18 protein-coding genes are annotated in these 24,070 nt (G+C 67.6%); 4 read left to right on the top strand and 14 right to left on the bottom strand.

Features of this window, described 5'->3' with window-relative positions; genetic code table 11:
* Positions 1 to 220 precede the first annotated feature (220 nt).
* The gene (locus AUL32_RS20505; protein WP_062119222.1) at positions 221 to 1,816 is read left to right on the top strand and encodes a methyl-accepting chemotaxis protein; all 1,596 of its coding nucleotides are present in this window, start codon (positions 221 to 223) and stop codon (positions 1,814 to 1,816) included.
* A gap of 94 nt (positions 1,817 to 1,910) precedes the next feature.
* Here the strand turns inward: AUL32_RS20505 and mgtE are convergent, their stop codons facing one another.
* The 9 genes from mgtE to AUL32_RS20455 form a co-directional block, all read right to left on the bottom strand.
* The gene (gene mgtE / locus AUL32_RS20500; RefSeq protein ID WP_062119219.1) at positions 1,911 to 3,281 is read right to left on the bottom strand and encodes a magnesium transporter; all 1,371 of its coding nucleotides are present in this window, start codon (positions 3,279 to 3,281) and stop codon (positions 1,911 to 1,913) included.
* 586 nt (positions 3,282 to 3,867) lie between these two features.
* On the bottom strand, positions 3,868 to 4,500 hold the full coding sequence (gene dhaL, locus AUL32_RS20495; RefSeq protein ID WP_062119217.1) for a dihydroxyacetone kinase subunit DhaL: 633 nt from the start codon (positions 4,498 to 4,500) through the stop codon (positions 3,868 to 3,870).
* A gap of 133 nt (positions 4,501 to 4,633) precedes the next feature.
* Complete coding sequence (locus AUL32_RS24700) at positions 4,634 to 6,736, bottom strand: bifunctional sugar-binding transcriptional regulator/dihydroxyacetone kinase subunit DhaK (protein ID WP_082659911.1); 2,103 nt, start codon at positions 6,734 to 6,736, stop codon at positions 4,634 to 4,636.
* 82 nt (positions 6,737 to 6,818) lie between these two features.
* Positions 6,819 to 7,463 (bottom strand): dihydroxyacetone kinase subunit DhaL, encoded by a 645-nt coding sequence (gene dhaL / locus AUL32_RS20480; protein ID WP_062119216.1) that lies wholly within the window; start codon positions 7,461 to 7,463, stop codon positions 6,819 to 6,821.
* A 13-nt stretch (positions 7,464 to 7,476) separates the two neighbouring features.
* The gene (locus tag AUL32_RS20475) at positions 7,477 to 8,478 is read right to left on the bottom strand and encodes a dihydroxyacetone kinase subunit DhaK (RefSeq protein WP_062119517.1); all 1,002 of its coding nucleotides are present in this window, start codon (positions 8,476 to 8,478) and stop codon (positions 7,477 to 7,479) included.
* Positions 8,479 to 8,503: 25 nt separating this feature from the next.
* Positions 8,504 to 9,277 (bottom strand): SDR family oxidoreductase, encoded by a 774-nt coding sequence (locus AUL32_RS20470; protein ID WP_062119214.1) that lies wholly within the window; start codon positions 9,275 to 9,277, stop codon positions 8,504 to 8,506.
* Positions 9,278 to 9,610: 333 nt separating this feature from the next.
* Entirely contained in the window at positions 9,611 to 10,594 is a 984-nt protein-coding gene (locus AUL32_RS20465) for a substrate-binding domain-containing protein (protein ID WP_061978263.1), read from the bottom strand.
* Positions 10,595 to 10,733: 139 nt separating this feature from the next.
* Entirely contained in the window at positions 10,734 to 11,720 is a 987-nt protein-coding gene (locus AUL32_RS20460; protein WP_061978264.1) for an ABC transporter permease, read from the bottom strand.
* 58 nt (positions 11,721 to 11,778) lie between these two features.
* A complete protein-coding gene (locus tag AUL32_RS20455; protein ID WP_062119211.1) occupies positions 11,779 to 13,260 on the bottom strand; it encodes a sugar ABC transporter ATP-binding protein in 1,482 nt (493 codons plus the stop codon).
* A 289-nt stretch (positions 13,261 to 13,549) separates the two neighbouring features.
* Between AUL32_RS20455 and AUL32_RS20450 the strand changes: the two genes are divergently transcribed.
* Positions 13,550 to 14,701, top strand: a complete 1,152-nt coding sequence (locus AUL32_RS20450; RefSeq protein WP_062119209.1) for an MFS transporter — start codon at positions 13,550 to 13,552, stop codon at positions 14,699 to 14,701.
* Between the two features lie 167 nt (positions 14,702 to 14,868).
* On the opposite strand, the gene AUL32_RS20445 is transcribed toward AUL32_RS20450, so the two are convergent.
* Positions 14,869 to 15,834 carry a magnesium and cobalt transport protein CorA gene (locus AUL32_RS20445; RefSeq protein ID WP_062119206.1) on the bottom strand — a complete coding sequence of 322 codons (966 nt, stop codon included), beginning with the start codon at positions 15,832 to 15,834 and terminating at the stop codon, positions 14,869 to 14,871.
* A gap of 181 nt (positions 15,835 to 16,015) precedes the next feature.
* Positions 16,016 to 18,274 carry a HAMP domain-containing methyl-accepting chemotaxis protein gene (locus AUL32_RS20440; RefSeq protein ID WP_062119203.1) on the bottom strand — a complete coding sequence of 753 codons (2,259 nt, stop codon included), beginning with the start codon at positions 18,272 to 18,274 and terminating at the stop codon, positions 16,016 to 16,018.
* Positions 18,275 to 18,686: 412 nt separating this feature from the next.
* Between AUL32_RS20440 and AUL32_RS20435 the strand changes: the two genes are divergently transcribed.
* On the top strand, positions 18,687 to 19,751 hold the full coding sequence (locus AUL32_RS20435; RefSeq protein WP_062119200.1) for a spore photoproduct lyase family protein: 1,065 nt from the start codon (positions 18,687 to 18,689) through the stop codon (positions 19,749 to 19,751).
* A gap of 14 nt (positions 19,752 to 19,765) precedes the next feature.
* On the opposite strand, the gene AUL32_RS20430 is transcribed toward AUL32_RS20435, so the two are convergent.
* The 3 genes from AUL32_RS20430 to AUL32_RS20420 form a co-directional block, all read right to left on the bottom strand.
* Positions 19,766 to 20,005 carry a DUF2934 domain-containing protein gene (locus AUL32_RS20430; protein ID WP_062119197.1) on the bottom strand — a complete coding sequence of 80 codons (240 nt, stop codon included), beginning with the start codon at positions 20,003 to 20,005 and terminating at the stop codon, positions 19,766 to 19,768.
* Positions 20,006 to 20,177: 172 nt separating this feature from the next.
* Positions 20,178 to 20,639, bottom strand: a complete 462-nt coding sequence (gene derI, locus AUL32_RS20425) for a D-erythrulose-4-phosphate isomerase (protein ID WP_062119195.1) — start codon at positions 20,637 to 20,639, stop codon at positions 20,178 to 20,180.
* Positions 20,640 to 20,757: 118 nt separating this feature from the next.
* Positions 20,758 to 21,744, bottom strand: a complete 987-nt coding sequence (locus AUL32_RS20420) for a sugar-binding transcriptional regulator (RefSeq protein WP_244497997.1) — start codon at positions 21,742 to 21,744, stop codon at positions 20,758 to 20,760.
* A 254-nt stretch (positions 21,745 to 21,998) separates the two neighbouring features.
* Between AUL32_RS20420 and tkt the strand changes: the two genes are divergently transcribed.
* Positions 21,999 to 24,011 (top strand): transketolase, encoded by a 2,013-nt coding sequence (tkt, locus tag AUL32_RS20415; protein WP_062119191.1) that lies wholly within the window; start codon positions 21,999 to 22,001, stop codon positions 24,009 to 24,011.
* The last annotated feature ends 59 nt before the right edge of the window (positions 24,012 to 24,070 follow it).

The raw sequence follows: 24,070 nt of genomic DNA, 5'->3' as shown, positions 1-24,070 counted from the left end.
GCGGAAGGGATGCGATGGGGGCAGGATGCGCGTTTATGGTTACCAAGTTCCTAGCGCCCGCCCGCCGCGCGTTCGCTCGGCGCGTTTGAAAGCCTTGGCTAACCAAACCCGATATTTTGCCCGGCATCGGTTACTCGGCCGATCCGACTGGAAGGTGGCCTTAGCAATCTCGTGATTTTATCCCGCCAATGTCGAGGAACCGGCGAAGGGGGTGAGTGCGATGATGCGGATGACGGTGTCGCGAAAGCTCATGGGTCTGACGATGCTCTGCGTCCTCGTGATCGCGGCTGTCGTGGCGGTGCAGCTGAAATTTCTGAGCGATCAGGTCTGGAGCGACCGCAATCTCTATCTGAAGGCCCAGGTGGATTCGGCCCTGTCGATCCTCGACAGCCTGGATCGGCGCGCCAAGGCCGGCGAGTTCGATCAGGCGACGGCACAGGCCATGGCCAAGGCGATCCTGCGCCCGGTGCGCTTCAACAACGGCGACTATCTCTTTTTCCACGACTACGAAGGCCGCCGCGTGCTGGCGCAGGACCCTGCGGAGGAAGGCTCCAGCGCCTGGGACCGCAAGGACGCCCAAGGCAATCTCTACATCCAGACCATGATCGGGCACGCCCGCACGGGCGGCGGCTGGACCGACTACGACACGACCCGCGCGGGCCAGGAGGGTCTGTTCGCCAAGCGCGGCTATTCCGTGGCCTTCGAGCCCTGGGGCTGGTCGGTCTCGACGGGGATCTATGTCGACGACGTGACGGCGGTGATCCGGGACGGCGCCTTGCGAGCCGTGCTGTGGAGCACGCCCGGCATCGCCCTGACGCTGCTTGCCGGCTGGGCCCTTCGCCGAAGCATCCGTCGCCCGCTCGACCAATCCATCGCCCTGGCGCGAGCCATCGGCAAGGGCGACCTGAGCGCGCCGGTGGCCGCCAGGGGCACGGACGAACTGGCCGAGCTGCAGCGCACGATGGCGCAGATGAGCGGGCGCCTGCGCGAGATCGTCGGCGGCGTTCTTGCCTCCTCCGGCACGGTCGCCTCGGGCTCGACCCAGTCGGCGTCGGCGGCGGAGCAGTTGTCCTCGGGTTCCACCGAGCAGGCGGCGGCCTCCGAACAGGCCTCGGCGGCGATCGAGGAGATGAGCGCCAATGTGCGCCAGACCGCCGACAATGCCGCGACCACCGAGAAGATCTCGCTGGAAGCCTCGCGCCGCGCGAGCGAGACGGGCGAGGCCGTGGAACAGTCGGTCGAGGCCATGCGGGCCATCGCGGAGAAGATCGCGCTCGTGCAGGAGATCGCCCGTCAGACAGATCTTCTGGCCCTCAACGCCGCGATCGAGGCCGCGCGCGCGGGCTCGCACGGCAAGGGCTTTGCAGTGGTCGCCTCCGAAGTGCGCAAGCTCGCCGAGCGGGCGCAGGCCGCCTCGCGCGACATCGGCGAGCTTTCGGTGCGCACCTTGAGCGTCGCGGAGGACGCCGGCGCCAGGCTGCAAAGGCTCGTTCCCGACATTCGCCGCACCGCCGAACTCGTGTCGGAAATCTCGGCGGCCTGCCGCGAGCAGTCCGTCGGCGCGTCGCAGATCAACCAGGCGATCAGCCAGCTCGATCAGGTGACGCAGGCCAATGCCGGCGCGGCCACGCAAATGGCGGCGACCGCCGGCCAACTGTCGGGCGAGGCGCTGCGGCTGAACGAGCGCATGGGCTTCTTCCGAATGGATGGCGCCGACGCTCCGGCGGCCGGTCCGCCAGTTCAAGCTGCCCCGGCCGAGCCCGCCCGCAAGCCGGTCAAGCTGCGACTGGTCCGCTCCACGGCTCGGGCCGCATGACGGGGCTCAACGGACGCCGAAACAGGAAACGGGCGCCCAAGGAGCACCCGTTTTCAATGGCCCAAAGCTTCTTCAGGCTTCGCTCGATGGAGACCTAAAGCAGCGTTCCCTTGAGCACGAGAAGCGCGACGCTGAAGTAGATCACGAGGCCCGACACGTCGACCAAGGTGGCGACGAAGGGAGCCGAGGCGCTGGCCGGATCGAAGCCGAAGCGCTTCAGGATGAAGGGCAGCATGGAGCCGGCGAGCGAGCCGAAGGTGACGATGGCGACAAGCGCGAGGGCGACCGTCAGCCCCACAAGAACCCAGTGCGGACCGTAGTCGAAAATCCCGGCCGTCTGCCAGATCGCGATGCGGGCCATGCCGATGACGCCGAGGAACGCGCCCAGCGCCAGGCCGGTCGGCGCTTCGCGCAGTGCCACGCGCCACCAGTCGCCGAGCTTCAGCTCGCCCAGCGCCAAGGCGCGGATGATGAGCGAGGTCGCCTGGCTGCCGGAATTGCCGCCCGAACTCATGATGAGCGGGATGAACAGCGTCAGCACGACGGCGCGTTCCAGCTCGTCCTCGAAATGCTGCATGGCGCTGGCCGTCAGCATTTCCGACAGGAACAGAACCGCGAGCCAGCCGGCGCGCTTCTTCAGCATTTCCAGGAAGCCGATGTCGGGATAGGGCTCGTCCAGCGCTTCCACGCCGCCGAACTTGTGCGCGTCCTCGGTCGAGGCCTCGATCATGGCGTCGATCACGTCGTCCACCGTCACGATACCGAGCACGTGGCGCTTCTCGTCCACCACCGGAATGGCGAGAAGGTCGTACTCGGAAATCAGCCGCGCGACCTCCTCGCGGTCGGTCTGCGGCAGGACGGTGATGGGATTGTCGTAGCGCGCGACGGAGCCGACGGGGGCGTGCAGATCGCCCGAGATCAGGCGGCGCAGCGAGACGGCGCGCTCCAGGCGGCGGGTCGCGGGGTCCACCACGTAGATCGCGTAGATCGTCTCTCGCGCGCCTTCGACCTCGCGCACGTGCTTCAGCGTCTCGCCGATGGTCCAGTTGGACGGCACGGAGACGAACTCCGTGGTCATCAGGCTGCCGGCGCTGCCTTCCGGGTGGGTCAAAAGCGAGGCGACGACGGAGCGCGTCTCGTTGGTGAGCAACGCCAGAAGCTGCTCGCGCGGCGGCTCCTCCATGTCGCGGAAGAGATAGGCCAGCCGGTCCGCCGCCATGGCGTCGAGAACCGCGGCGGCCTTAGAGGCGTCGAGCGCGGCGAGAATGTTCTGCGGCTCGTCCAGCGAGGGGTGGTCGAAGACCTCGGCCGCGACCTCGATCGGCAGGCGCGCGGTCACGAAGGCCGCCGCCTCGGCGGTCAGCTCGTTCAGCTTTTGGACGATGTCGGCGACATGCTTGCCGCGAAACTCTTCCGCATCCTTGGCAAGCTGGGAGAGCCACTCGAATTCGAGAGTGTCTTGCATGGGTTCGCTCCGGGTCGCCGCGCAGGCACCCGTCGCGAAGCGACGCTTCTAGAGAGAAGCGCCGTGCGGCGAGACCTGACGCGGCCGCGTCAATCGACTGTTACTGTCGCTTGGCATCGAGGTTGAGGTTCCGATTGGAGCCCGGAGGGGTGGGGGAACTGCGTCTCCGGGACTGCGGCCCAATGCCACTTCTCGATGTCGTGATCAAGCGCCTTCTTGCGCTGCGGGAAAAACTTGAGCCGACCGTGTGCCAGGCGGTTTGTGAAACCCGCGAACGTTTTCGGGATTCGGAAAAACCACGGGCGAAAACCGCCCCGTTTTCGATCCTGACGGGAGTTCCCGAGGCGCCTTCCCAGGCAGGCCCCGAACGAATCCTGCTGTCGGTTTGCACCCCTCGGATGGTGGCCGAGTCAGCCGCGCATACGAAAGGCTTCGTGTTGCGGCAGGTGAACGGCGCGACCTTCGGCTCTATTCCTGCTGCATTTCCCCCGGCTCGGCGCGCCGGCTTGGGACACTTCCAGAGCCCCTCCACCCTCTTCAAGCCGTCCGCATCAAGAGGGCCTGCCAGAGAGCGGAGCGAGACGGCTCAGGCGGCAGGTGACAGGACTCCAGCCATGGCGCGCAGGATCAGTGCGGCGGACACAGCGCCGGGGTCGAGATGGCCGAGCGAGCGTTCGCCGAGCCGCGCGGCGCGCCCGCGCGAGGCGACCATGGAGCCCGTCGCCTCAGCCGCGCGGTCGGCGGTTTCGATGACGGCGGGCCAGAGGGGTTGCTTTCGGACGAAGGCGGCGCGCGCCGCTTCCGCCGCCGGCAGCCAGACGTCGAGCATGGTCTTGTCGCCGCGCTGCGCCTTGCCGCGCTCGGCGATCCCACCCGCGATGCCTTCCAGCGTGAGAACCTGTTCCTCGGGGCCGAACTCGACGCGCCCTTCCAACCTTTGCGCCGCGCGGCGAAAACCGGTGGCATAGAGCGGCCCGGTGGAGGCGCCGACCGCGTCGAGAAACGCGGCCGCCGCCTGCGCGAAGATCACGGAGGGGCTGGCGTCCCGCGACGCACTGAGCGCGCGGTCGACCGCACGAAACCCGAGCGCCATCGTCGTGCCGTGGTCAGCGTCGCCGATCGGCCCGTCGAGTTCCGACAGATGCGTCTTTTCGGCTTCGACGGCCTGCCGAATGGCGGCGAAGACGGCGGCAAGTCGGTTGGATGCGGTCTGTTCCATGAGCCTCGTCGCCCTCCCGGCGTGGCGGATCTCCCAGTTCGGGTCTAGGCCGCCCCCTCGCCCTTTCGCAAGGAAAACACGGCCCGCGTTTCAGGCGCCCCCAACAAAAGCCTGTGTGCGGACGGCCTGATCTTCAGGTTGTGGGTGGCGCGACATGGAAGAACGGCGTGTCGCAGGGATGGTCGAGAAGGGCCAGCAGCGCGTCGTCGAGATGAAGCACCGAAACCGAGGCGCCGGCCATGTCGAGCGAGGTACAATAGTGGCCGATCCAGTTGCGCGCCACGGTGAGGCCCCGCGCGGCAAGCCGCTGCTCGACCCGGCGATAGAGAACGTAGAGTTCCATGAGCGGCGTCGCGCCGAAGGAGTTCACCAGCACCGCGACACGTCCGCCGCGATCCTCCGGCAGTTCCGACAGGATGCGGTCCATGATCGTGTCGGCCACCGCGTCGGCCGGGCGGATCGCCTCGCGCGAGACGCCGGGCTCGCCATGGATGCCGACGCCGACCTCCATCTCGTCCGGGCCGATGGCGAAGTTGAAGCGCCGGCTCTGCGGCATGGAGCAGGGCTCCAGCGCGACGCCCATCGTGTAGGTGCGCTGGTTGGCGCGACGGGCGGCGGCCTCGCAGGCTTCCAGCGTCCAGCCGAGGTCGCAGGCCGCACCCGCCACCTTGAAGACGAAGACATTGCCGGCGACGCCGCGTCGTCCGTCCCGGTCTTCCGGCGAGGAGGAGGCGACGTCGTCCGTGGTGACGACAGTGCGCACTGCGATCCCCGCGTCGGTCGCCAGCTCCGCCGCCATCTCGAAATTCATCGTGTCGCCGGCATAGTTGCCATAGACGAAGAGAACCCCCGCCCCGCCATCGCACGCCTTGGCGGCGCGCAGGATCGGGTCCGGCGGCGGCGAGGAAAAAACATTGCCGACCGCCACCGCGCTCGCCATCCCGCGCCCGACATAGCCGAGAAAACAGGGCTCGTGCCCGGAGCCGCCGCCGACCACCAGCGCGACGCGGCCTTCCCGCGCGCCGCCCATGGCCATGAAGGCGCGCCGCGCGCCGGGAACGGGCACGAGATGCGTGCGATGGGCGCGCGCGGCGCCGTCGAGCATTTCGTCCACGACATCCTCGGGGTCGTTCAGGAACTTCTTGACGAAGCGGCGCTGAAGCTCGGGCCCGGCGGCGGGCGGCGCGTCGCTCGGGCGCTGGCCGCGCTTCAGAAATGCCGTGCTGGCCACGCCTTCCGCGTCGAGAATGCCGCGCGCCGTGGCGGCGTCCGTCACCAGGACGTCGCAATGGCGGCCGCGCAGCGTGGCGAGGATCGCCGGCACCTTGTCGAAGCCACCGGCCACCGCGATGCGCCGCTCGATTCCCGCCAGATCCTGGAGCGACAGGCCGATCGTGCGCTCGTCCAGCGGTCCTTCCACCGGCTCGCCGCCCGGGCCCACGAAGCGCCCGGCGACGACGCCGACCGCGTTGCGCGCGAGATAGTCCTGCAGCGGGACCGCGTCGAAGAAGCCGGAGGAATGGATGGTGGAATTGGGCCGCAGCGAGGAGATGCCGAGCAGCGCGCGGCTGGCCCCCCGCAGCGCCTCGAACTGGGCGCGCAGCAGCGGCTCGTCCAGAAGAAGGGCGCGCAGTTCCGGCGAGGACACGATGCCGGGCGCCGTCAGCGGCAGGCAGAAGGCGCCGAGCGCATCGGCGATGGCGGAGGCGCAAAGTTCGGGCGAGAAGGGCGTGCCGGTGCTCATGCCGCCCGTCGCCTGCACCACGCGAAGATCCTGCAGCCGCGGCGCGCGCAGCTGCCGGGCGACGGCGAGCACCGTGCGCCCCCAGGCAACCGCAAGCGTGTCGCCCGAGCGCAGGAGATCGACGAGCGCCAAGCCGCCGGCGCGGCCGAGCCGGTCGATCAGCTGGCCCGCCTCGCCGCCATTGGGCACGACGAGGCAGTCATGCAGGCCGAAATGGCGCTTCACCTCCCGCGCCAGCGTCACGGCGGCGAGGCGTTGCGGCTCGATCGTAATGTCCACGACGCCGCGCTCTCGCGCGTCCGCCAGCGTGGCGTTGACCGTGGCGCGCGAGACGCCCATGGCGTCGGCGATCTCGCCCTGCGTCAGCCCTTCCTCGTAGTAGAGCCAGGCCGCCCAAAGCTGCGGATCGTCGCCGAAGCGGAGGGGAACCGGGATCGCCGCGTCCGCCGTGCCGTCCTTGGCCGTCTTGAGCTTGGGTTTCGCCGTGGTCACGCCGCCTCGCTTGGGCCTTGCCTTCAGCCACCTTTCACACGGGCGCGCCGTGGCGCGCAACTCCCGGCGAAGGCGAGAAGGCTCAGGCCGACAGCCGCGCCTTGGCTCCTTCCGCCAGGACCGTCAGGATCATGGCGCAGGAGGTCGCGCCCGCATCGAGCACGCCGCGCGAGCGCTCGCCCAGCCGGCTCGCCCGGCCGATCTTCGCCACGAGGTCGATCGTGGAATCGCGCCCCGCCTCGGCGCCCTTCGCCAGCGCGTCGAGCGCTTCAGCGAAGGATCGGCCCTCCCCCGTCGCCTTGTCGAAGGCCTCGACGGCGGGAACCAGCGTGTCGATCAGCGTCTTGTCGCCGACTTTGGCCGAGCCGATGGACTGAATACCCTCCAGCCCCTTGTGCAGCATGGCGGAGAAGAGCGGGGCGTCGATCGCCTCGGTCTTGCCCAGCGTTTCGGAGAACTCGGTGAACATCATGCCGTAGAGCGGGCCCATGGAGCCGCCGATCTCGCCCATCAGCACTTCGCTCAAGGTCTCCATCGCCTCGGTCAGGCTCGCCTCGCGGTCCTTCAGCCGCTCCGCCGCCATGCCGAAGCCCTTGGCCATGTTCACGCCATGGTCGCCGTCGCCGATCTTGCCGTCGATCTCGGAGAGATAGGCCCGGTTCTCGACGATCCGGTCCGCCATGGCGAGGACGATCGCGCCGCTGCCGCTGTTGGAAAAGCTCTGCATTGTCACCGTTTCCTCAGACCTGAACCATCGCGGGGCACGCGGCGGGCGCATCGAGCAGGGCTTTCAGCTCCTCGTCCAGCGCGATCACCGTCAGCGTCGCGCCGACCATTTCCAGCGAGGTGAAATAGTTGCCGACATAGGTGCGGTGGATCCTGAGGCCGCGCTTTGCGATCTCCTCCTCGATCGTGTCGCCGAGGATGTAGAGCTCGTTGAGCGGCGTCGCGCCGAGGCCCGAGACGAGCACGGCGACCTCGGTTCCTTCTGGGAGGGCGTGGTCGTCCAGGACGATGGTCGCCATGTCGCGCGCCACCTCGGCGGCGGTCTTTAAGGGCTCGACGCGGATGCCGGGCTCGCCGTGGTGGCCGATGCCGACTTCCATCGTGCCGGGCTCGATCTGGAAATTGGGATGGCCGACGGCGGGCAGCGTGCAGGGGCCGAGGCCGATGCCGACCGAGCGGCAATTGTCGATGGCGCGCTGGGCGGTGGCGCGGACCTCTTCGAGGCTCGCGCCGCTCGCCGCCTTGGCGCCGCCGATCTTCCAGAGGAGAATCTCGCCCGCCACGCCCCGGCGCTTCTCGCGCTCCGACAGGGGGGCCGAGCAGACGTCGTCGTTGGCGACGACGGTCGCGATCTCGATCCCGTCCTTCGCGGCGAGCTTGGTCGCCATTTTCACGTTCATGTTGTCGCCGGCATAATTGCCGTAGAGGCAGACCACCCCTGCCCCGCCATCGGCCTCCTTGAACGCGTCATGGAAGCTCTTGGCGGTCGGCGAGGAGAAGAGCTCGCCCACAGCCACCGCGTCCAGCATGTTGCGGCCGGTATAGCCGATGAAGGCCGGCTCGTGACCCGAGCCGCCGCCCGTCACCACGCCGACCTTGCCCTGTTGCGGGGCGAAGGTGGAGACGATGACGCGCCGGTTGCGCTCCGACAGGCGGACCAGATCGGGATGGGCCTTTACGAAGCCCTTCACCGTATCCTCCACCACCTCGTCCGGGTTGTTGATGAAACGCTGCATCATGGTTTGGCACCCGTTCCCAAAATCAGACGATGGTGTAGCCGCCGTCGACCAGAAGGTCGGCGCCGTTGATCATATCCGCCCCGTTGGAGGCAAGGAAAACCGCCGCGGCGGCGATTTCCTGCGGGTAGGCGAAGCGCCCGGACGGAATGCGCCGGCGCGCCGCCTCCCCCTTCTCGCCGCTCCAGGCCTTGCGACCGAGATCGGTGAGAACGATCGTCGGCGAGATCGTGTTGACGCAGATCCCGTGCTTGCCCCATTCGGCCGCCAGCGTCTTGGACAGGCCGATGACCCCGAATTTCGAGGCGCAATAGGCGACGTGCTCGTCGATCGCGACCGTGCCGGCCTGCGAGGCGAGGTTGACGATCTTGCCGCCGCGCCCGGCCTTGATCATCGCGCGGCCCGCCGCCTGGCTGACCAGGAACGTGCCCTTCAGATTGATGGCGATGGTCTTGTCCCAGGCGTCGACCCCGAGATCCTCGGCCGGCGCGAGCGCCACGATGCCGGCGCTGTTCACCGCGATGTCGATCTGCCCGAAGGCGGCGAGCACGGCGTCGATCGCCGAGGTGACGGAGGCGGGGTCCGACACGTCGCAGCGGAAGGCCTTGGCGTCGCCGCCGAGCGACTTCGCCATGGCTTCGGCGGCCTCCTGTTGAATGTCGAGAACGGCGATCCGCGCGCCCTTCTGCGCATAGGCCTCCGCAATCGCCGCCCCGATGCCGGAGCCGCCGCCGGTGACGAGCGCGACCTTGCCGGCGAGCGAGAAGTTCAGATCCACTTGGGGGCTGGCGTCGCTCATGGCGGCCTATCCTTTAAGTCTCGAATGGGGAGTTAAGAGCACCTAACAAAACCTCGTGGGGTCGGCTGGTCGGGTCTTTCCGCCGTGGACTTCGTCGCGAATGCTCGCCGATGCCGCTGGCATCGACTGCGCTTCGCTCCTCGTCCCCGAACGAAAATCCCTCGACCATCCTCCGCCCAGAGATTTTGTTAGGCGCTCTAAGTCTTCGATGGGTCGCGTGGCGGCCGGTTGGACCAAGCCCGCGCCGAAAGGTGCAGGCGGGCGTCGCCGAACGGGCCAGGAGCCGGGCGAGGAGGGTGGGAGCGGCGGCGAGGCCGCCGCTCCCAATCGATGCTACTTGCGCGATTCCAAGAGCTTGTCGGCGTTGTCGAGCGTCACCGGCGTCCAGGGCACGAGATAGGTCTTTTCCTTGCCGTCCTTCCAGCTCATGGCCGGATACTGCTTCCAGATATCGGACTGGGGCTGGTAGTCCGGCTTCACCGCCTTGATGGCGACGTCCAGCGCGCCCTGCGCCTGGGCGTTGGCGTCCTGCAGGATGGAGGCCATCTCCTTGGCCTTCACCGCGTTGATCGCGTCGGTCACGCCGTCGATGCCGGCGATGGCGAAGTCCTCGACCTTCAGATTGGCCGCCTTGATCGCCTCGATCGCGCCGAGCGCCATCTCGTCGTTCTGGCCGATCACGCCGCCGATCTGGCCGGGATGCGAGGTCAGCCAGTTCTCCATCAGGGTCTGCGCCTCGGCGCGCGACCAGTTGGCCGTCTGCTGCTCCAGCACCTTCACATCCGGGCAGGCGGCCAGCGCCTTCTCGTTGCCTTCGAGGCGCTGAATCTGGCCGGACTGGCCGATCGGTCCCTCGATGATGACGACATTGCCCTTGCAGCCCATCTTGTCGAGAACCGACTTGGCTTCCAGCTCGCCGGCCTCGACATCGTTGGAGCCGACATAGGAGGCGAGAAGGTCGGAGTTGACGCGGGCGTTGGAGCCGACCACCGGAATGCCAGCGTCATGGGCGGTCTGCACGGCGGCAGCGCCCGCCTCGACATCCATCGGCACGAAGATGATCGCGTTGTATTTCTGCGTGATCATCGTGTTGAACTGTTCCTGCTGGACCAGCGCGTCGTAGCGGCCGTCGAAGATCGTCACCTCGACCTCGCCGCTCTTGACCGCCGGGTGCTTCTGCAGCGCGGCCGTCCAGATCTGCATGAACTCGGCGTTGAGGCCGTAGACCGTCGCGCCGATCTTGAGCTTTTCTTGGGCCATGGCGGCGGGCGCGTAGAGCGCCGAGGCCATGGCGAAGGCGAGCATGAGTTTCTTCATGTGGTGGTTCCTCCCTGGATGGTCTGGTGCGGGCGCGCCGATCCGGCGCTCCGTTGGATGGGCCGGCTCCTCCGCCGGCCGAGACGATGGGCGCGGGTGCGCCGATGGGCATGAGGCGCGCGTGGGCGCTCCGATTGGGTCAGGCGCCGTGCTTGCGCGTCTGGTCCAGCATCACGGCGCCGACGATCAGGGCGCCCTTCAGGATCTGCTGGTAGTAGGATTGGATGCCGAGGAGATCGAGGCCGTTGTTCATGACGCCGATGATCAGCGCGCCGATCAGGGTGCCGGTCACCCGCCCGACGCCGCCCGACAGCGACGTGCCGCCGATGACCACCGCCGCGATGGCGTCCAGCTCGTAGGCGACGCCGGCCTGCGGCAGGGCCGAGCCCGTGCGCGCCGACAGGATCATGCCGGCGAGGCCCGACAGGGCGCCGGAAATGACATAGACGAGGAAGCGGATACGAGTGACGTCGATCCCGGATGTCTTGGCCGCGTGCGGATTGCCGCCCACGGCATAGATGTAGCGGCCGAAGCGGGTGCGCGAAAGAATCCACCAAGAGACGATGAAGACGCCGGCGAGGATCACCACCGGCATGGGCACACCGAGAACATTGCCCGTGCCGATCCAGCGGAAGTCCGGCACGAGGCCCGGCACCGGGCGCCCGTTGCCGTAGATCAGAGTCGCGCCGCGCGCCGCCGAGAGCATGCCGAGGGTCGCGACGAAGGCCGGCACGGAAAAGCGCGAGACGATGAGGCCGACGATCGAGCCCGTCAGGACGCCCACGCCGATGCCGGCGGCGAGCGCCAGCGCCACGGGATAGGGCCCGCCCGCGACACCCGCCGGCGAGGTCGTGGCAAGGCTGGCGCTGACCATGCCGGCCAGCGCCACGACCGAGCCGACCGACAGGTCGATGCCGCGCGTCAGGATGACGAAGGTCATGCCGATCGCGAGCACGCCGTTGATCGAGGTCTGCAGCAGCACGTTGGAGATGTTGCCGGCCGTCAGGAAGAACTCGTTCGACAGCGCCAGCACCGCGACGAGCACCAGAAAGGCGATGAAGATGCCGTATTCCTGGATCAGGAGGCGGCGACGCTCCGAGCCGAACCAGCCCGTGGCCGGTTTCATACCGATGTCAGACAACGCTGTTCTCCCATAGCGTTCGAGACGTCCCGAGGGGCGAGGCTCAGGTCGAAAGATGGACGAGCGACTGGGCGCTGGCCTCGGCGCGCTCGAGAATGCCGGCCGAGCGCCCGCCGCGCATGACCATGACGCGGTCCGACATGCCCAGCACCTCGTCGATCTCGGACGAGATCATCACCACCGTGCCGCCGCCGGCCGCGAAGTCGCAGATGACGCGGTAGATCTCGCGCTTGGCGCCGACATCGACACCACGCGTCGGCTCGTCCAGCAGCAGCAGGCGCGGATTGCGCAGGAACCACTTGCCGAGCACCACCTTCTGCTGGTTGCCGCCCGACAGGCCGGAGACCGGCATCGTGTCGCGCGCTGCCTTGATGGCGAAGCGCTCGATCATGGCGCGGCTGGCCTCGACCTCCGCCTTGCCGCGCATGACGAAGCCGGGGCTCATCTCGGGCAGGCTGGCGAGCGCGATATTGGCGCGCACCGAATCCGACAGGTTGAGACCGGTCTGCTTGCGGTCTTCCGTCACCAGCGCGATGCCCTGGCGCATCGCGTCGCGCGGGCCGGTGATGGAGACGTCGGCCCCCTCGACGCGGATCTGCCCCTGCGCCTTGGGGTCGAGGCCGAACAGGGCGTCGAAGATTTCCGTGCGGCCCGAGCCCATCAACCCGTAGATGCCGAAGATCTCGCCCTTGCGCACGGAAAACGAGATGTCGGAGATATGGCCGGGGCTCGACAGGCCCTCGACCTCCAGTCCGATCTCGGCGGTCGGCGCGTTGGTCTTGATATATTCCTCGCCCATCTCGCGGCCCACGATCATGCGGATCAGCGAGGGACGATCCGTCTCGGCCAGCTTGCCGCTGGCGACATAGGCGCCGTCGCGGAACACGGTGTAGCTGTCGGCGATCTGGAAGATTTCCGACAGGCGGTGCGAGACATAGACGATGCCGCGCCCCTGGGCCTTCAGGCGCTCGATGGCGGAAAAGAGCTGCTGCGCCTCGCGCTCGCCGATGGCCGAGGTCGGCTCGTCCATGAAGATGACTTCGGCGTCGTGGCTCAGCGCCTTGGCGATTTCGACCAACTGCATCTGCGCGACCGTCAGCGTCTGCATGGTCTGGCTCGCGCGGATCTGGAAGCCCAGCCCGTCGAGCAGGCTTTGCGCGTCGCGGTTCATGGCGCGGAAATCGATGCCGCCGAAGCGGGCCGAGGGCTCGCGGCCGAGATAGATGTTCTCGGCGACCGTCATGAAGGGAACCGGGCTCAGCTCCTGCTCGATGATGGCGATGCCGGCGGCCAGCGCCTCAGCCGGGCCGGAAAACTCCACCTCGCGCTCGCCGCGCCAGATCGTGCCGCCGTCGCGCTTGTGAATGCCCATGAGGATGGAAAGAAACGTGGACTTGCCCGCGCCATTGCCGCCGCACAGCGCATGGACCGAGCCCGGTGCCAGCTCGAAGCGGCCGTCCTTCAGAGCAGCGACGCCGCCGAACGACTTGCGCAGCCCTTCAACCCGCAGAAGCGGTGCCGACATGGCGTCTCCTCCCGAAGGCGTCCGGTCTTCCCCCGGTGTCGCCTTCCCTCCCCGGCGCCGACTCCCATCGGCGCTTCGTTGTGACTTTTTTCAAGCATGGCTCGACATCTGTCAACTCGCCTTGTTGCGATCCCCCGGAATTTCATCTGCTTGGCTTGGCTTCCTTGTGTGGTTTGGGGATGCGCCAGCGGAAGCCGGCGGCTGTCATCTCGCCGACATGCGGCAACGTTACGGGCCGACCGAGGGGCTGGCCGGCGGCCTGCCCGGTCGCCGCTCGAGGAATCGTCCCATGATCGTGCCCTCGCCTCCTTCTCGACGGGCGGGCCGCGAGGCGGCTCTCATTCTCCTGTTTCTGTTCGGCCTCGCGTTGGCGAACGCTTCGCTCGTCACCTTCATGGGGTTCCACATCGTTCACGATCTCGGCCAGCCGCCCTGGGCGATCGGGCTCTATGCCGGCGTCACGACCCTGGTGAGCGTGACGGCCAACCGGGCGGCGGGCGAGCGGATCGACGGGGGCTGGCCGATCGCCCGGCTGGTGTCGCTCGCCAATTTCTGCACCCTCGCCGGCACGCTGATTCTGGCGCTCCCGCATGACTACGCGCGGCTTCTCACGCTCGCCGCGCCCCTCGTGGCGTTGGGGCAGACGGCGACCACGAGCCTCTACAGTCTCGGCCGGCTTCATGCCGAGCGAAACGGGATCGATCCGGCCCGGGCCAACACCCGCCTGCGCACCATGACCTCGCTCGGCTGGATGATCGGGCCGGCGCTGTGTCTCGGCCTTGGCTTTCTCTGCCTGCCGCGAGACTTTCGCAAAGACACGCCGACGCCAGCGAACAGCTCGGCTGCGGCGAGGGAGGACGGGCCGAACCCGGCGCTGCGGATCGCCGGGCTCGTGTGCCTGCTCTTCTCGATCTCACAGTGCCTTTGTGCCGTCTCGCTGCCGATCTTCCTGATTCAGGACATCGGCCTGCCGACCTTCGCGCCCGGTCTGTCCTTCGCTGTGAAGTGCCTGTTCGAGGTGGTGCTGATCCTGTCCTGCGCGCCGCTGATCGCGCGGTTCGGAGCGCGGACCTGCCTCGTCGCCTCGGCGGGGCTCGGCATCCTCGCCTATGCCCTGCTCTCGCAGGTCCATTCGCTCCCGACGCTGATTGTCGGAGCGGCGGCGGAGGGCATCTATTGCGGCCTCTTCGCCGGGGTCAGCGCGAGCTTCGTCCAGGGATTCTCACGCGGGCGCATCGGCCGCGCGACCTCGCTTTACATGAACAGCCTCTTCCTCGGCAGCTTGGCCGCCACCAGCCTCCTGGCGGCCCTCGCGACGTTTCTGAGCTTTCGCGCCACCATCCTCGCAGCGATGGGCACCATGGCCGGCGCGGCGTTGCTGCTTCTCCTTACACGCCGCTTCGACGCGCAGTCCGACCTTGCCGCCAGCGGGCGGGCTTGAGCCTCAGAGGCTGTTTGGAAGCTCGGCGGCGGAGGGCCGGCGAGGGATTTTTGGGCGTCGCGAGGCGCCAAACGCAGTCGATGCCGGCGGCATCGGCGAGGATTGGCAATGAAGCGTCGGCTAAAAAGAACCGTCGGACCGACCCGACCGAGTTTCCAAACAGGCTCTCAAAGCCAGCCGCTGCGCCGGAAGCGCCAGAACAGGAAGCCGGCAATGCCGACGATCGCGGTCAGCACGGCGAAATAGCCGTAGCGCCAGTGCAATTCCGGCATGTTTTCGAAGTTCATGCCGTAGACGCCGGCGATCGCCGTCGGCACGGCGAGGATGGCGGCCCAGGCGGCGAGCTGGCGGGTGATCTCGCCCTGGCGATGCTGCTCCAGCAAGGAGGAGGCTTCGAGCGTCGCGGTAATGCTGTCCCGCGCGCCCTCGATACGGGCGGTGGCGCGGCGCACCCGGCCGTAGACATCGCTGAAATAGGGCCGCACCTCGGCGTCGAGCCCCTTGTGCTCGAGATGGGCGAGCCGCTCCAGCACCTCCTCCATCGGTCCCATGATGCGGCCGAAGCGGGCGAGCTCGCGGCGGATCGAAAAAAGCGTGTTGATCTCGCCGCGCGTCAGGAAGGCGTCGAGCGCGCGCCGCTCCATGTCGAACAGGTCTTCCTCGATCGATTCCAGCACCGGCTCGTAATTAGCGACCACGAAGTCGAGAACGCCATACAGCACGTAGTCGACGCCGTATCGCAGCAGCAGCGGCGAGGCTTCGAGCTTGGCGCGCAGCGGCCGGTGGTCGCTATGCGAGCCGGTTCGGATCGTGACGATCACGTCCTCGCTGACGAAGATCGAGGTGTTGCCGTAGCGGATATGGTCGCCCTCCCGCATCGCCGTGCGCGCCACGAGAAACAGCTCGCCGTCGTACACTTCGAGCTTGGGCCGCACATGCGGATGGCTTGCGTCCTCCAGCGCCAGCGGGTGGAGATCGAAGCAATGGCCGAGCGCGGCCATCTCCGCCTCGGTCGGATCCGCAATGCCGATCCAGACGAAGCTGCCGGGCTCGCGCGGCGGCAAGGGCTCGGACAACGAGACCTCACGCAGGCGCTTTCCGTCCCGATATTCGTAGGCGGCGACGACGGTCATGGGCGTTCGGTCCGACTAAAGGAATTCGCCGCGTGCTCATGGCGCAAGGCGGGGCTCGCGTCCAGCGGCGAAGGGCCGCAGATGGCCAGACTTTGGACGAGCCCGCGGGCCACCCGCGACCGGAAGGTCGGAAGGCGGCCCGCAGGCACGATCAGTCGTTAAGCGACAGCGTGCTCTCGCCTCAGCCGCTCATGCGCTCGAAGCCCCGCTGGCGGTCGTTCTCGTTGAGGTCGAGATCGAAACCGCCGCGCGGGCTGTTGGAGGCCGGCGCCTTGGCGGCCGGCGCGGGGCGCGCGGTGCTGGCGAACTGGTCCACCCGGGTCTGCAGGGTGCGCACGTCGGGGCGCGGCGTGCTCGGGGCGACGGAGCCGCCGTGCACGAGCGGCGGCAGCACCGGCTTGTGGTCGGCCGCCTCGCTCAGGCGGAAATAGGCGACCCGGTCGTTCAGGCGGCGCGCCTCGGCGGCGAGCTGCTCGGAGGTCGCCGACATTTCGTTGGCGGCGGAGGCGTTCTGCTGCGTCACCTGGTCGAGCTGCTGGATCGCGGCGCTGGTCTGCTGCGCCACCTGGTCGATCTGCGCGGCCGACTGCGTAACCTGCTGCGTTACCTGATCGAGCTGCTGAATCGCCTGGTTGATCTGGTCGGCGCCCACGTTCTGCTCGCGGCACGCGGCGGAAATTTCGGCCACGAGATCGGCGGTGCGCTGAATGTCGGGCACGAGCTGCTCCAGCATTCGGCCGGCCTCTTCCGAGATGGAGAGGGTCGAGGTCGACAGGGACCCGATCTCGGACGCCGCCTGCTGCGAGCGCTCGGCGAGCTTGCGCACTTCGGAGGCGACGACCGCGAAGCCCTTGCCATGAGCGCCGGCACGGGCCGCTTCGATCGCGGCGTTGAGGGCGAGAAGGTCGGTCTGGCGGGCGATTTCCTGGACGATGCGGATCTTGTCGGCGATGGTGCGCATGGCCTCGACGGAGTTGATCACCGCCTCGCCGCTGCGCTGCGCGTTCTGCGAAGCCTGAGCCGCGATCTTGGCCGTGGCGCCGGCGTTCTCGGCGTTCTGGCGGATGTTGGCGGCCATTTCTTCCATGGCCGAGGAAGCCTGTTCGGTGGCGGCGGCCTGCTCGCTGGCGCCGGAGGAAAGGCGCTGCGTGGTCGCGGCCTGCTCGTTGGCACCCTGGCCGATCTGCTCGGTCGAAGCGGCCTGCTCGGTCGCGCCCTGGCTCAACTGCTCGGCCGTCACGGCGGACTGGCGGGCGCCGGCGGCGACCTGCGTGGCCGAGTTCGTCACGTCCGACACGATCTCGCGCAAGCGGGCCGACATGGTGTTCATCGCGCCGAGGAGATCGCCGATCTCGTCCCGGCTGGTGACGGGGGCGGTCTGGGTCAGATCGCCCGCGCCGATCGCTTCGGCGAACTTCACCGACTTCGTCAGGCCGCGAGAGATCGCGAGCGACATCCAGATGGCGGCCGCCGCGCCGATCAACACCGCGCCGACGATAAGCGCGATCAGGGTCAGGCGGGTCGCCTCGTAGCGGGCCTCGGCCGACTTGACGTCGCTGTCGGCCGCAAGGGACAGTTCCTCGTTGAGTTGGCCGAGGCGATCGCCCAGCTTGTTGGCGGGCGGAACGACCTGATTTTCAAGCATCGCCTGGGCTGTGGCGAACGTGTTCTCCACGCCGATCGCGGCCTGCCGCGCGATCTCCTCTCGCGCCTTGTCCCAGCCCGCCTTGGCCCGCGTCAGGACATCGGCGGGAGCGCCCGTCAATTGGGCCGAGAGAACGTCGAGACGGCGATCGACCTCGCTCGAAGCGGCTTTGGAGCCGTCGGCGGACTGGCGGATCTGCTGGTCGTCGGCCAGAACCACGGCCTCGACCGCGAGGCGGCGGGACGCTTCCATCGCCGTCATCGCATCGTCCACGCTCAGGGCGTTTTCCAGCGAGCCGGCCCGGCGCAGATCGCCGCGCAAGACATTCAGCTCGGCCAGGATCGGGGTCAGGGCGGCATTCGCCGCCAGGATCGCCTTGTTGCCGACTTCCATGTCGGCCACTTCCAAGCTGTTCAAAGCGAGGTCCACCACGCGGCGGTAATCCTCGACGAGCGACGGGAGGTCGGACCAGGCGCTACGCTGCTCCTCGTTCATGGCGCCGGTCAGGCTGGTCAGAGAGGTGTCGATCGCCCGCCAGTTTTCCGCGATGGTGGCCTTGCTGGCGGCAATCACGGTCTCGTCCGTCGTCATCAGGATACGCAGGAGCAGACGGCGCATATCGGTGACGTTGCCTCGGATCGCCAGTCCGCTCTGGACCTGGGCGAAGGGGCCGCCGACGAAGCCGGACATGGCGGCGTTGGTGGTGGCGAGGCTGCCGATCGACAGGTAGCCGCAGAGGCCGAACAGCAGAAGGACGACCCCGAAGGACGCCATTAACTTTGCCTTGATGGTCATTCGCATGATGATCGTCCTTCAGCCGACATCGAACACTAACCGGCCTGGGACCGTGGTCCTGCCGAACACAACAAATCGGATCCGGGTGCCTCGACGCATTGCTTGCGCTCGGCGGCCCGTATCGGTCCGCGATGAAGCGGACGACTTTCTCCCAGCGTTCCCTGGCATTCGACGTCGAGCTCGGCCTCTGCGATTCGATCCGCTCGACATTCCTGTTTGTTCGGACGATGCTTGAAAATTATTGAGAGGCTTCTAACGGCAGATGGGTTTCATCCATGGCCTGACACTGCTTCGACTTATATAGCCGGCTCCTGATAGTCCGGGATGCTGATCTTCTTGGAAATCGCGTCTAATGTCCGCAACATGCCGCCCGCGGCCCTTCCCCTGCCCGCCGCGACACCATATCCGAGGCATGGCCCCTCGCCCGCTGATCGACCCCACCCGCATCTATCTCGAACCCGCCGCGCGCGCCCATCCGCGCGGGCAGGCGATCCTGGCGCGCTTTCCGCAGGCCGAGCATGTGGAGGTCGAAAGTCATGCCCGCATCCCGCAGCTCTTCAACGACCCGTCGAGCGTCGACGGCTGGCTGAGCATCAAGCGCGACGTTCTCGTGCTCGGGCTGAAGAAGAGCATGACCTTGCGGCCGAACGGGCGCAGCGCCGACTTCATCGCGCCCTCCTCGTCCAATGGCTGCGCCATGGCTTGTTCCTATTGCTACGTTCCGCGCCGGAAGGGCTATGCCAACCCGGTGACGATCTTCGTGAACGGCGAGGATGTCGTGGCGGCGCTGCGCCGGCATGCGGGAAGGCTCGGCCCCAAGCCCCAGCCCAACAGCGTCGATCCCGTGGACTGGGTCTACGATCTCGGCGAGAACGGCGATCTCTCGGTGGACGCCACGCTATCGGACAATGTGCGCCTGCTCGTCGAGGCGTTTCGCGGGATGCCGAACGCCAAGGGCTCGTTCGCCACGAAGCACGTGAATCGCGATCTCCTGAGCTACGACCCGCAGGGACGAACGCGCATCCGCTTCTCGCTCATGCCGCAGGCCATGGCGCGCAGCGTCGACATCCGTACCTCACCGATCGCCGAGCGGATCGCGGCGATCAACGATTTCGTCGCCGCCGGCTACGAGGTGCACGTGAACTTTTCGCCCGTCATCGTGCACGAGCAATGGGAGGGCGAGTGGAAGGCGCTCTTCGGCGAACTCGACGCCGCGCTCTCGCCCGCCGCCAAGCGGCAGTTGAAATGCGAGATCATCATGCTGACGCACAATACCGGCCTGCACGAAATCAATCTCGGCTGGCACCCCAAGGGCGAGGACGCGCTTTGGCGGCCCGACCTTCAGGAGGAGAAGGTCAGCGAAAGCGGCATGGTGAACCTGCGCTACCGCCACGGCTGGAAAGGCCAATGGCTGGCGCGCCTGCGCACGTGGCTGAACGACGCCATGCCCTATTGCGAGGTTCGCTACGCGTTCTGACGACGCGTGCGGGGTCAGTGGAAGGTAGCGTGTTCCGCCACGAAGGGCTGTGCCGTCCAGAGCATGCGGCGCATGAAGGCCGTCTCGCCTTCCATACCGTTCGCCTCGTACCAGGGCTGAGCCGGATCGGAGGCGAGGCGCTGCCGCTCCGCCATCAGCCAATGCTCCAAGGCCCGGCCTTCGGGATGGCCTTCCGACTGCCAGATCGCATAGGCGCGATCGCGGATCATCTGCATGTCTTCGCCATGGAACATCGTCGTACACCCCTGCAACAGCATTCCAAAATCCATAATAGGACGATGCGGGCAAACGTGTAGTCCCTGGCTGCAACAGTTGAGGGCTCTTCTCGGCCCTCCCCCGCCGCAAGACGCAAGAAGGGCCGGCCTGCGGGGCCGACCCTTCCTGAAAGCTTGGATCCGGGGCGCCTCAGGCGCTCTTGTACTTCTGCTCCACCGCGTCGATCGCATCGACATTGGGGCCGGACGACGAGGCGGGATCGAAGGTCTGCGCGAGATAGGAGTCCACGATCGCCTTGGCGAGCTCGGGTCCGATGACGCGCGCGCCCATCGTGATGATCTGCGCGTTGTTGGAGAGCGCGGCCCGCTCGGCCGAGTAGGTGTCGTGCGTCAGCGCGGCGCGGATGCCCGGCACCTTGTTGGCCGAGATGCAGACGCCGATGCCCGTGCCGCAGACCAGAATGCCGCGATCGAACGTGCCGTCGACGACCTGGCTCGCGATCCGGTCGGTCGTCGTGGCATAGCGCTCGGCCTCGCCGGTCGGCGCCACGCTGGCATCCACGACTTCCAGATCGGTGCGCTTTTGCAGGTGCTCCATCAGCACCTTCACGAGCGGAACGCCGGCGCTGTCGCCACCCAGAACGATCTTCATGGTCTTGTCTCCTTCGACCTCTAGATTGGGGCGGGGCTGGGGAGCCCGAACGCGCGGGATCGGCCGACGATCCGCGCCGCCGCGTTGCTGTTACTTCAAACACTTTCCGTTCAAATGTTCAAGGCGCCTTCTGGGTCGCAAGGCGGGTCGCCTCGTCCAACGCCAGGATGCTTTGCGCATTGGCGAGCGAGGTCGCGAGGACGCCGATGATCCCCGTGCGCAGAGCTGCGAGGATCGCCACGGTCTTGGTCGGCTCGGAGGCGATGGCCACGACATTGGGGATGGCGCGCATTTCCTCCAGGCGCAGTCCGATGACCCGGCCGCCGAGGATTTCGTTGCGCTCGCGCCCTTCGAGATCGAAGAAGTCGTAGCCCATGAGATCGCCCACCACGCCGGCGGCGCGCGCGGCCAGAATCTCGTCGCGCTTGAACCAGCCCATGCGCACCATGTGGCTTTCCTCGCCGAGATCGCCGATGCCGATCAGAGCGAAGTCGGCCGAGCGAGCGACATCCAGCGTACGGCGAACCGTCTGGTTGCGCAGCAGCGCGTCGCGCAGTGCCGCGTCCGGCACATAGGCTGGGGCATACAGCGTTTCCGGCGTGCCGCCGAAGCGGCGCGCCAGCTTGCGGCAGATGTGGTCGGCATTGCCGGGCTCCCCGGCGCGATGCGCCCCGCCCGTCGCACACACGAAGACCGCGCTTTCCACCGCCGGGCGCCCCCGCGTGTCGGCAACGGCCGCGACGTTGCGACCCATCCCGACGGCGACGGTCGCGCCGGTGAAAAGCTCGCGGTCGAGATAGTCCGCCACCACCAGGGCGACGTCGTCGCGCTGCGCTTCGGCGTCTGCCCGGTCGGCCGCGATCAGCGCGCGCTTCAGGCCGAAGCGCGCGCAGAGGCGCTCCTCGATATCCGCCGCCACGGTGCGGTGGACGCGAATGCGCACGTCCACCACCCCCTCCTCCCGTGCCTGGCGTAGGAGGCGGCTGACCTTCATGCGCGACAGGCCGAACTCGGCCGCGATGTCGGCCTGCGTCGCGTCGCCCTCGTAGTAGCGCCGCGCGATCTCGGTCATCAGCTCGATTTCGGTGGGGGCGATTGCGTCCACTTAGGCCTCGGCTGCTCGCAGGTGGGAAGGACGGCCGGCCATCGCAGCGACAATCCCAAAACCTGTTCATATGCGTTTTTCTCGTTCATATGAACATATTTCTAGGGGCGGCGATTGATTTGGCGCGCCGCCCGTGGGAATGCTCTGCCCAGGACGGACAGGGTTCCTCGCCCCTAGCCCGCGTTTCCTTCGTGTTCGGCACGTCGGGGATGGGCGAACCGGGTGGACGAGCCCCCGCATCTCGGAGGACCCACATGCTCGACAAACCGAACCTTCCCCCGCTCGACGTCACGGTGACGCGCTATCTCGCCAGCGGCATCCGCTTTCTGTCGATGGACGCGGTGGAGGCCGCCAATTCCGGCCATCCCGGCATGCCGCTCGGCATGGCCGATGTCGCGACCGTTCTCTTCTCGCGCTTCATGAAGTTCGACGCCAAGCAGCCGAACTGGCCGGACCGCGACCGGTTCGTCCTGTCGGCCGGCCACGGCTCGATGCTGCTCTACAGCCTCCTGCACCTCACGGGCTACGAGGACTTCACGATCGACGAGCTGAAGCGCTTCCGCCAGCTTCACTCCAAGGCCGCCGGCCATCCCGAGTTCGGCGAAGGCGCCGGCATCGAGACCACGACCGGCCCTCTCGGCCAGGGTCTGGCGACCGCCGTCGGCATGGCGCTCGCCGAGCGCATCCTGAACGCGCGCTTCGGCTCCGATCTCTGCGAACATTATACCTATACGATCGCGGGCGACGGCTGCCTGATGGAAGGCGTCAGCCAGGAGGCGATCTCGCTCGCCGGCCACCTGAAGCTGAACAAGCTGATCGTCCTTTGGGACGACAACCGCATCACGATCGACGGCGCCACCGATCTGACGACTTCCGACAATGTCGCAGGTCGCTTCGCCTCGGCCAACTGGAACACCGATGCGGTGGACGGCCATGACCCCGCCGCGATTGCCGCCGCGATCGAACGCGCTCAAAAGTCGGACAAGCCGACGCTCATCGCCTGCCGCACCACGATCGGCTATGGCGGCGGCAAGAAGGCCGGCACGTCCGGCGTCCACGGCTCGCCGCTCGGCGCCGAGGGCATCGCCTACGCCCGCGAATACTTCACCTGGGCGCATGAGCCCTTCGTACTGCCGGAAGACCTGACCGACCAGTGGAAGAGCTTCGGCCGTCGGGGCGAAGCCGACGCCAAGGCCTGGGCTGAGCGTCTGGCCAAGGCCGACCCGGCCCAGCGCGAGGCGTTCGAGCGCGTCTTGAAGGACGGGTTCGACGGCAATCCGGCCGAGCTCCTGTCCGAGCTGAAGACCAAGATGATCGCGGACAAGGCCTCGCTTGCCACGCGCAAGGCCGGCCAGATGGTGGTCGAGGCGCTGACCGCCAAGTCCGCCAAGCTGATCGGCGGCTCGGCCGATCTGTCCGGCTCCAACCTCACCAAGGCCGGCGCGGCCAAGCCCGTGCAGGCGGGTGCCTATGACGGCAACTACATCTTCTATGGCGTGCGCGAGCACGCGATGGCCGCCGTCATGAACGGCCTCTCGCTGCATGGCGGCTTCACGCCGTTCGGCGGCACGTTCCTCTGCTTCTCCGACTATGCGCGCCCCGCCATGCGCCTGTCGGCCCTCATGCACCAGCCGGTCGTCTACGTCATGACGCATGACTCGATCGGCCAGGGCGAAGACGGCCCGACGCATCAGCCGATCGAGCATCTGGCAAGCCTGCGCGCCATGCCGAACATGCTGGTCATGCGCCCGGCCGACGGCATCGAGACGGTGGAATGCTGGGAAGCGGCGCTCGGCGACGTGAAGGCGCCGACGACGCTCGTCCTGTCGCGCCAGAACCTCAAGGCGGTGCGCACGGAAGCCTCCTCCGAGAACCTCTCGGCAAAGGGCGCCTATGTCCTGCGCGAGGCGGAAGGCGGCGCGCGCGCCGTCACGATCCTCGCCACCGGTTCGGAAGTCGAGATCGCGGTCGCGGCGGCGGAAGCGCTCGCCGGCGAAGGCGTGAAGGCGGCGGTCGTCTCCATGCCTTGCTGGGAGCTTTTCGCCAAGCAGCCCAAGAGCTATCGCGACGCCGTGCTCGGCTCGGCGCCGCGCATCGCGGTGGAAGCCGCCTCGCCTTTCGGCTGGACGCGCTTCGTCGAGGACGAGGACGACGTGATCGGCATGAACGGCTTCGGCGCCTCGGCACCGGGCGCCGATCTCTACAAGCACTTCGGCATCACCGCCGAGAAGGTGGCGGAAAAGGCGAAGGCCAAGGCCCACGCCTGAGGCACCGGACCAGCGGGGCCGGCTCGAAAGAGCCGGCCCCGTTTTCATGTGGGGGTTTC

The sequence above is a fragment of the Aureimonas sp. AU40 genome (assembly GCF_001463785.1).
Taxonomy (GTDB): Bacteria; Pseudomonadota; Alphaproteobacteria; order Rhizobiales; family Rhizobiaceae; genus Aureimonas.
The sequence above is the reverse complement of the archived record's forward strand: the minus strand, read 5'-3'. Positions and strand labels throughout refer to the sequence as shown.

Coding starts and splice junctions, on each gene's coding strand:
- AUL32_RS20505 (WP_062119222.1), top strand. CDS start 221: ATGATGCGGATGACGGTGTCGCGAAAGCTCATGGGTCTGACGATGCTC.
- mgtE (WP_062119219.1), bottom strand. CDS start 3,281: ATGCAAGACACTCTCGAATTCGAGTGGCTCTCCCAGCTTGCCAAGGAT.
- dhaL (WP_062119217.1), bottom strand. CDS start 4,500: ATGGAACAGACCGCATCCAACCGACTTGCCGCCGTCTTCGCCGCCATT.
- dhaL (WP_062119216.1), bottom strand. CDS start 7,463: ATGCAGAGCTTTTCCAACAGCGGCAGCGGCGCGATCGTCCTCGCCATG.
- AUL32_RS20475 (WP_062119517.1), bottom strand. CDS start 8,478: ATGCAGCGTTTCATCAACAACCCGGACGAGGTGGTGGAGGATACGGTG.
- AUL32_RS20470 (WP_062119214.1), bottom strand. CDS start 9,277: ATGAGCGACGCCAGCCCCCAAGTGGATCTGAACTTCTCGCTCGCCGGC.
- AUL32_RS20465 (WP_061978263.1), bottom strand. CDS start 10,594: ATGAAGAAACTCATGCTCGCCTTCGCCATGGCCTCGGCGCTCTACGCG.
- AUL32_RS20460 (WP_061978264.1), bottom strand. CDS start 11,720: ATGAAACCGGCCACGGGCTGGTTCGGCTCGGAGCGTCGCCGCCTCCTG.
- AUL32_RS20455 (WP_062119211.1), bottom strand. CDS start 13,260: ATGTCGGCACCGCTTCTGCGGGTTGAAGGGCTGCGCAAGTCGTTCGGC.
- AUL32_RS20450 (WP_062119209.1), top strand. CDS start 13,550: ATGATCGTGCCCTCGCCTCCTTCTCGACGGGCGGGCCGCGAGGCGGCT.
- AUL32_RS20445 (WP_062119206.1), bottom strand. CDS start 15,834: ATGACCGTCGTCGCCGCCTACGAATATCGGGACGGAAAGCGCCTGCGT.
- AUL32_RS20440 (WP_062119203.1), bottom strand. CDS start 18,274: ATGACCATCAAGGCAAAGTTAATGGCGTCCTTCGGGGTCGTCCTTCTG.
- AUL32_RS20435 (WP_062119200.1), top strand. CDS start 18,687: ATGGCCCCTCGCCCGCTGATCGACCCCACCCGCATCTATCTCGAACCC.
- AUL32_RS20430 (WP_062119197.1), bottom strand. CDS start 20,005: ATGTTCCATGGCGAAGACATGCAGATGATCCGCGATCGCGCCTATGCG.
- derI (WP_062119195.1), bottom strand. CDS start 20,639: ATGAAGATCGTTCTGGGTGGCGACAGCGCCGGCGTTCCGCTCGTGAAG.
- tkt (WP_062119191.1), top strand. CDS start 21,999: ATGCTCGACAAACCGAACCTTCCCCCGCTCGACGTCACGGTGACGCGC.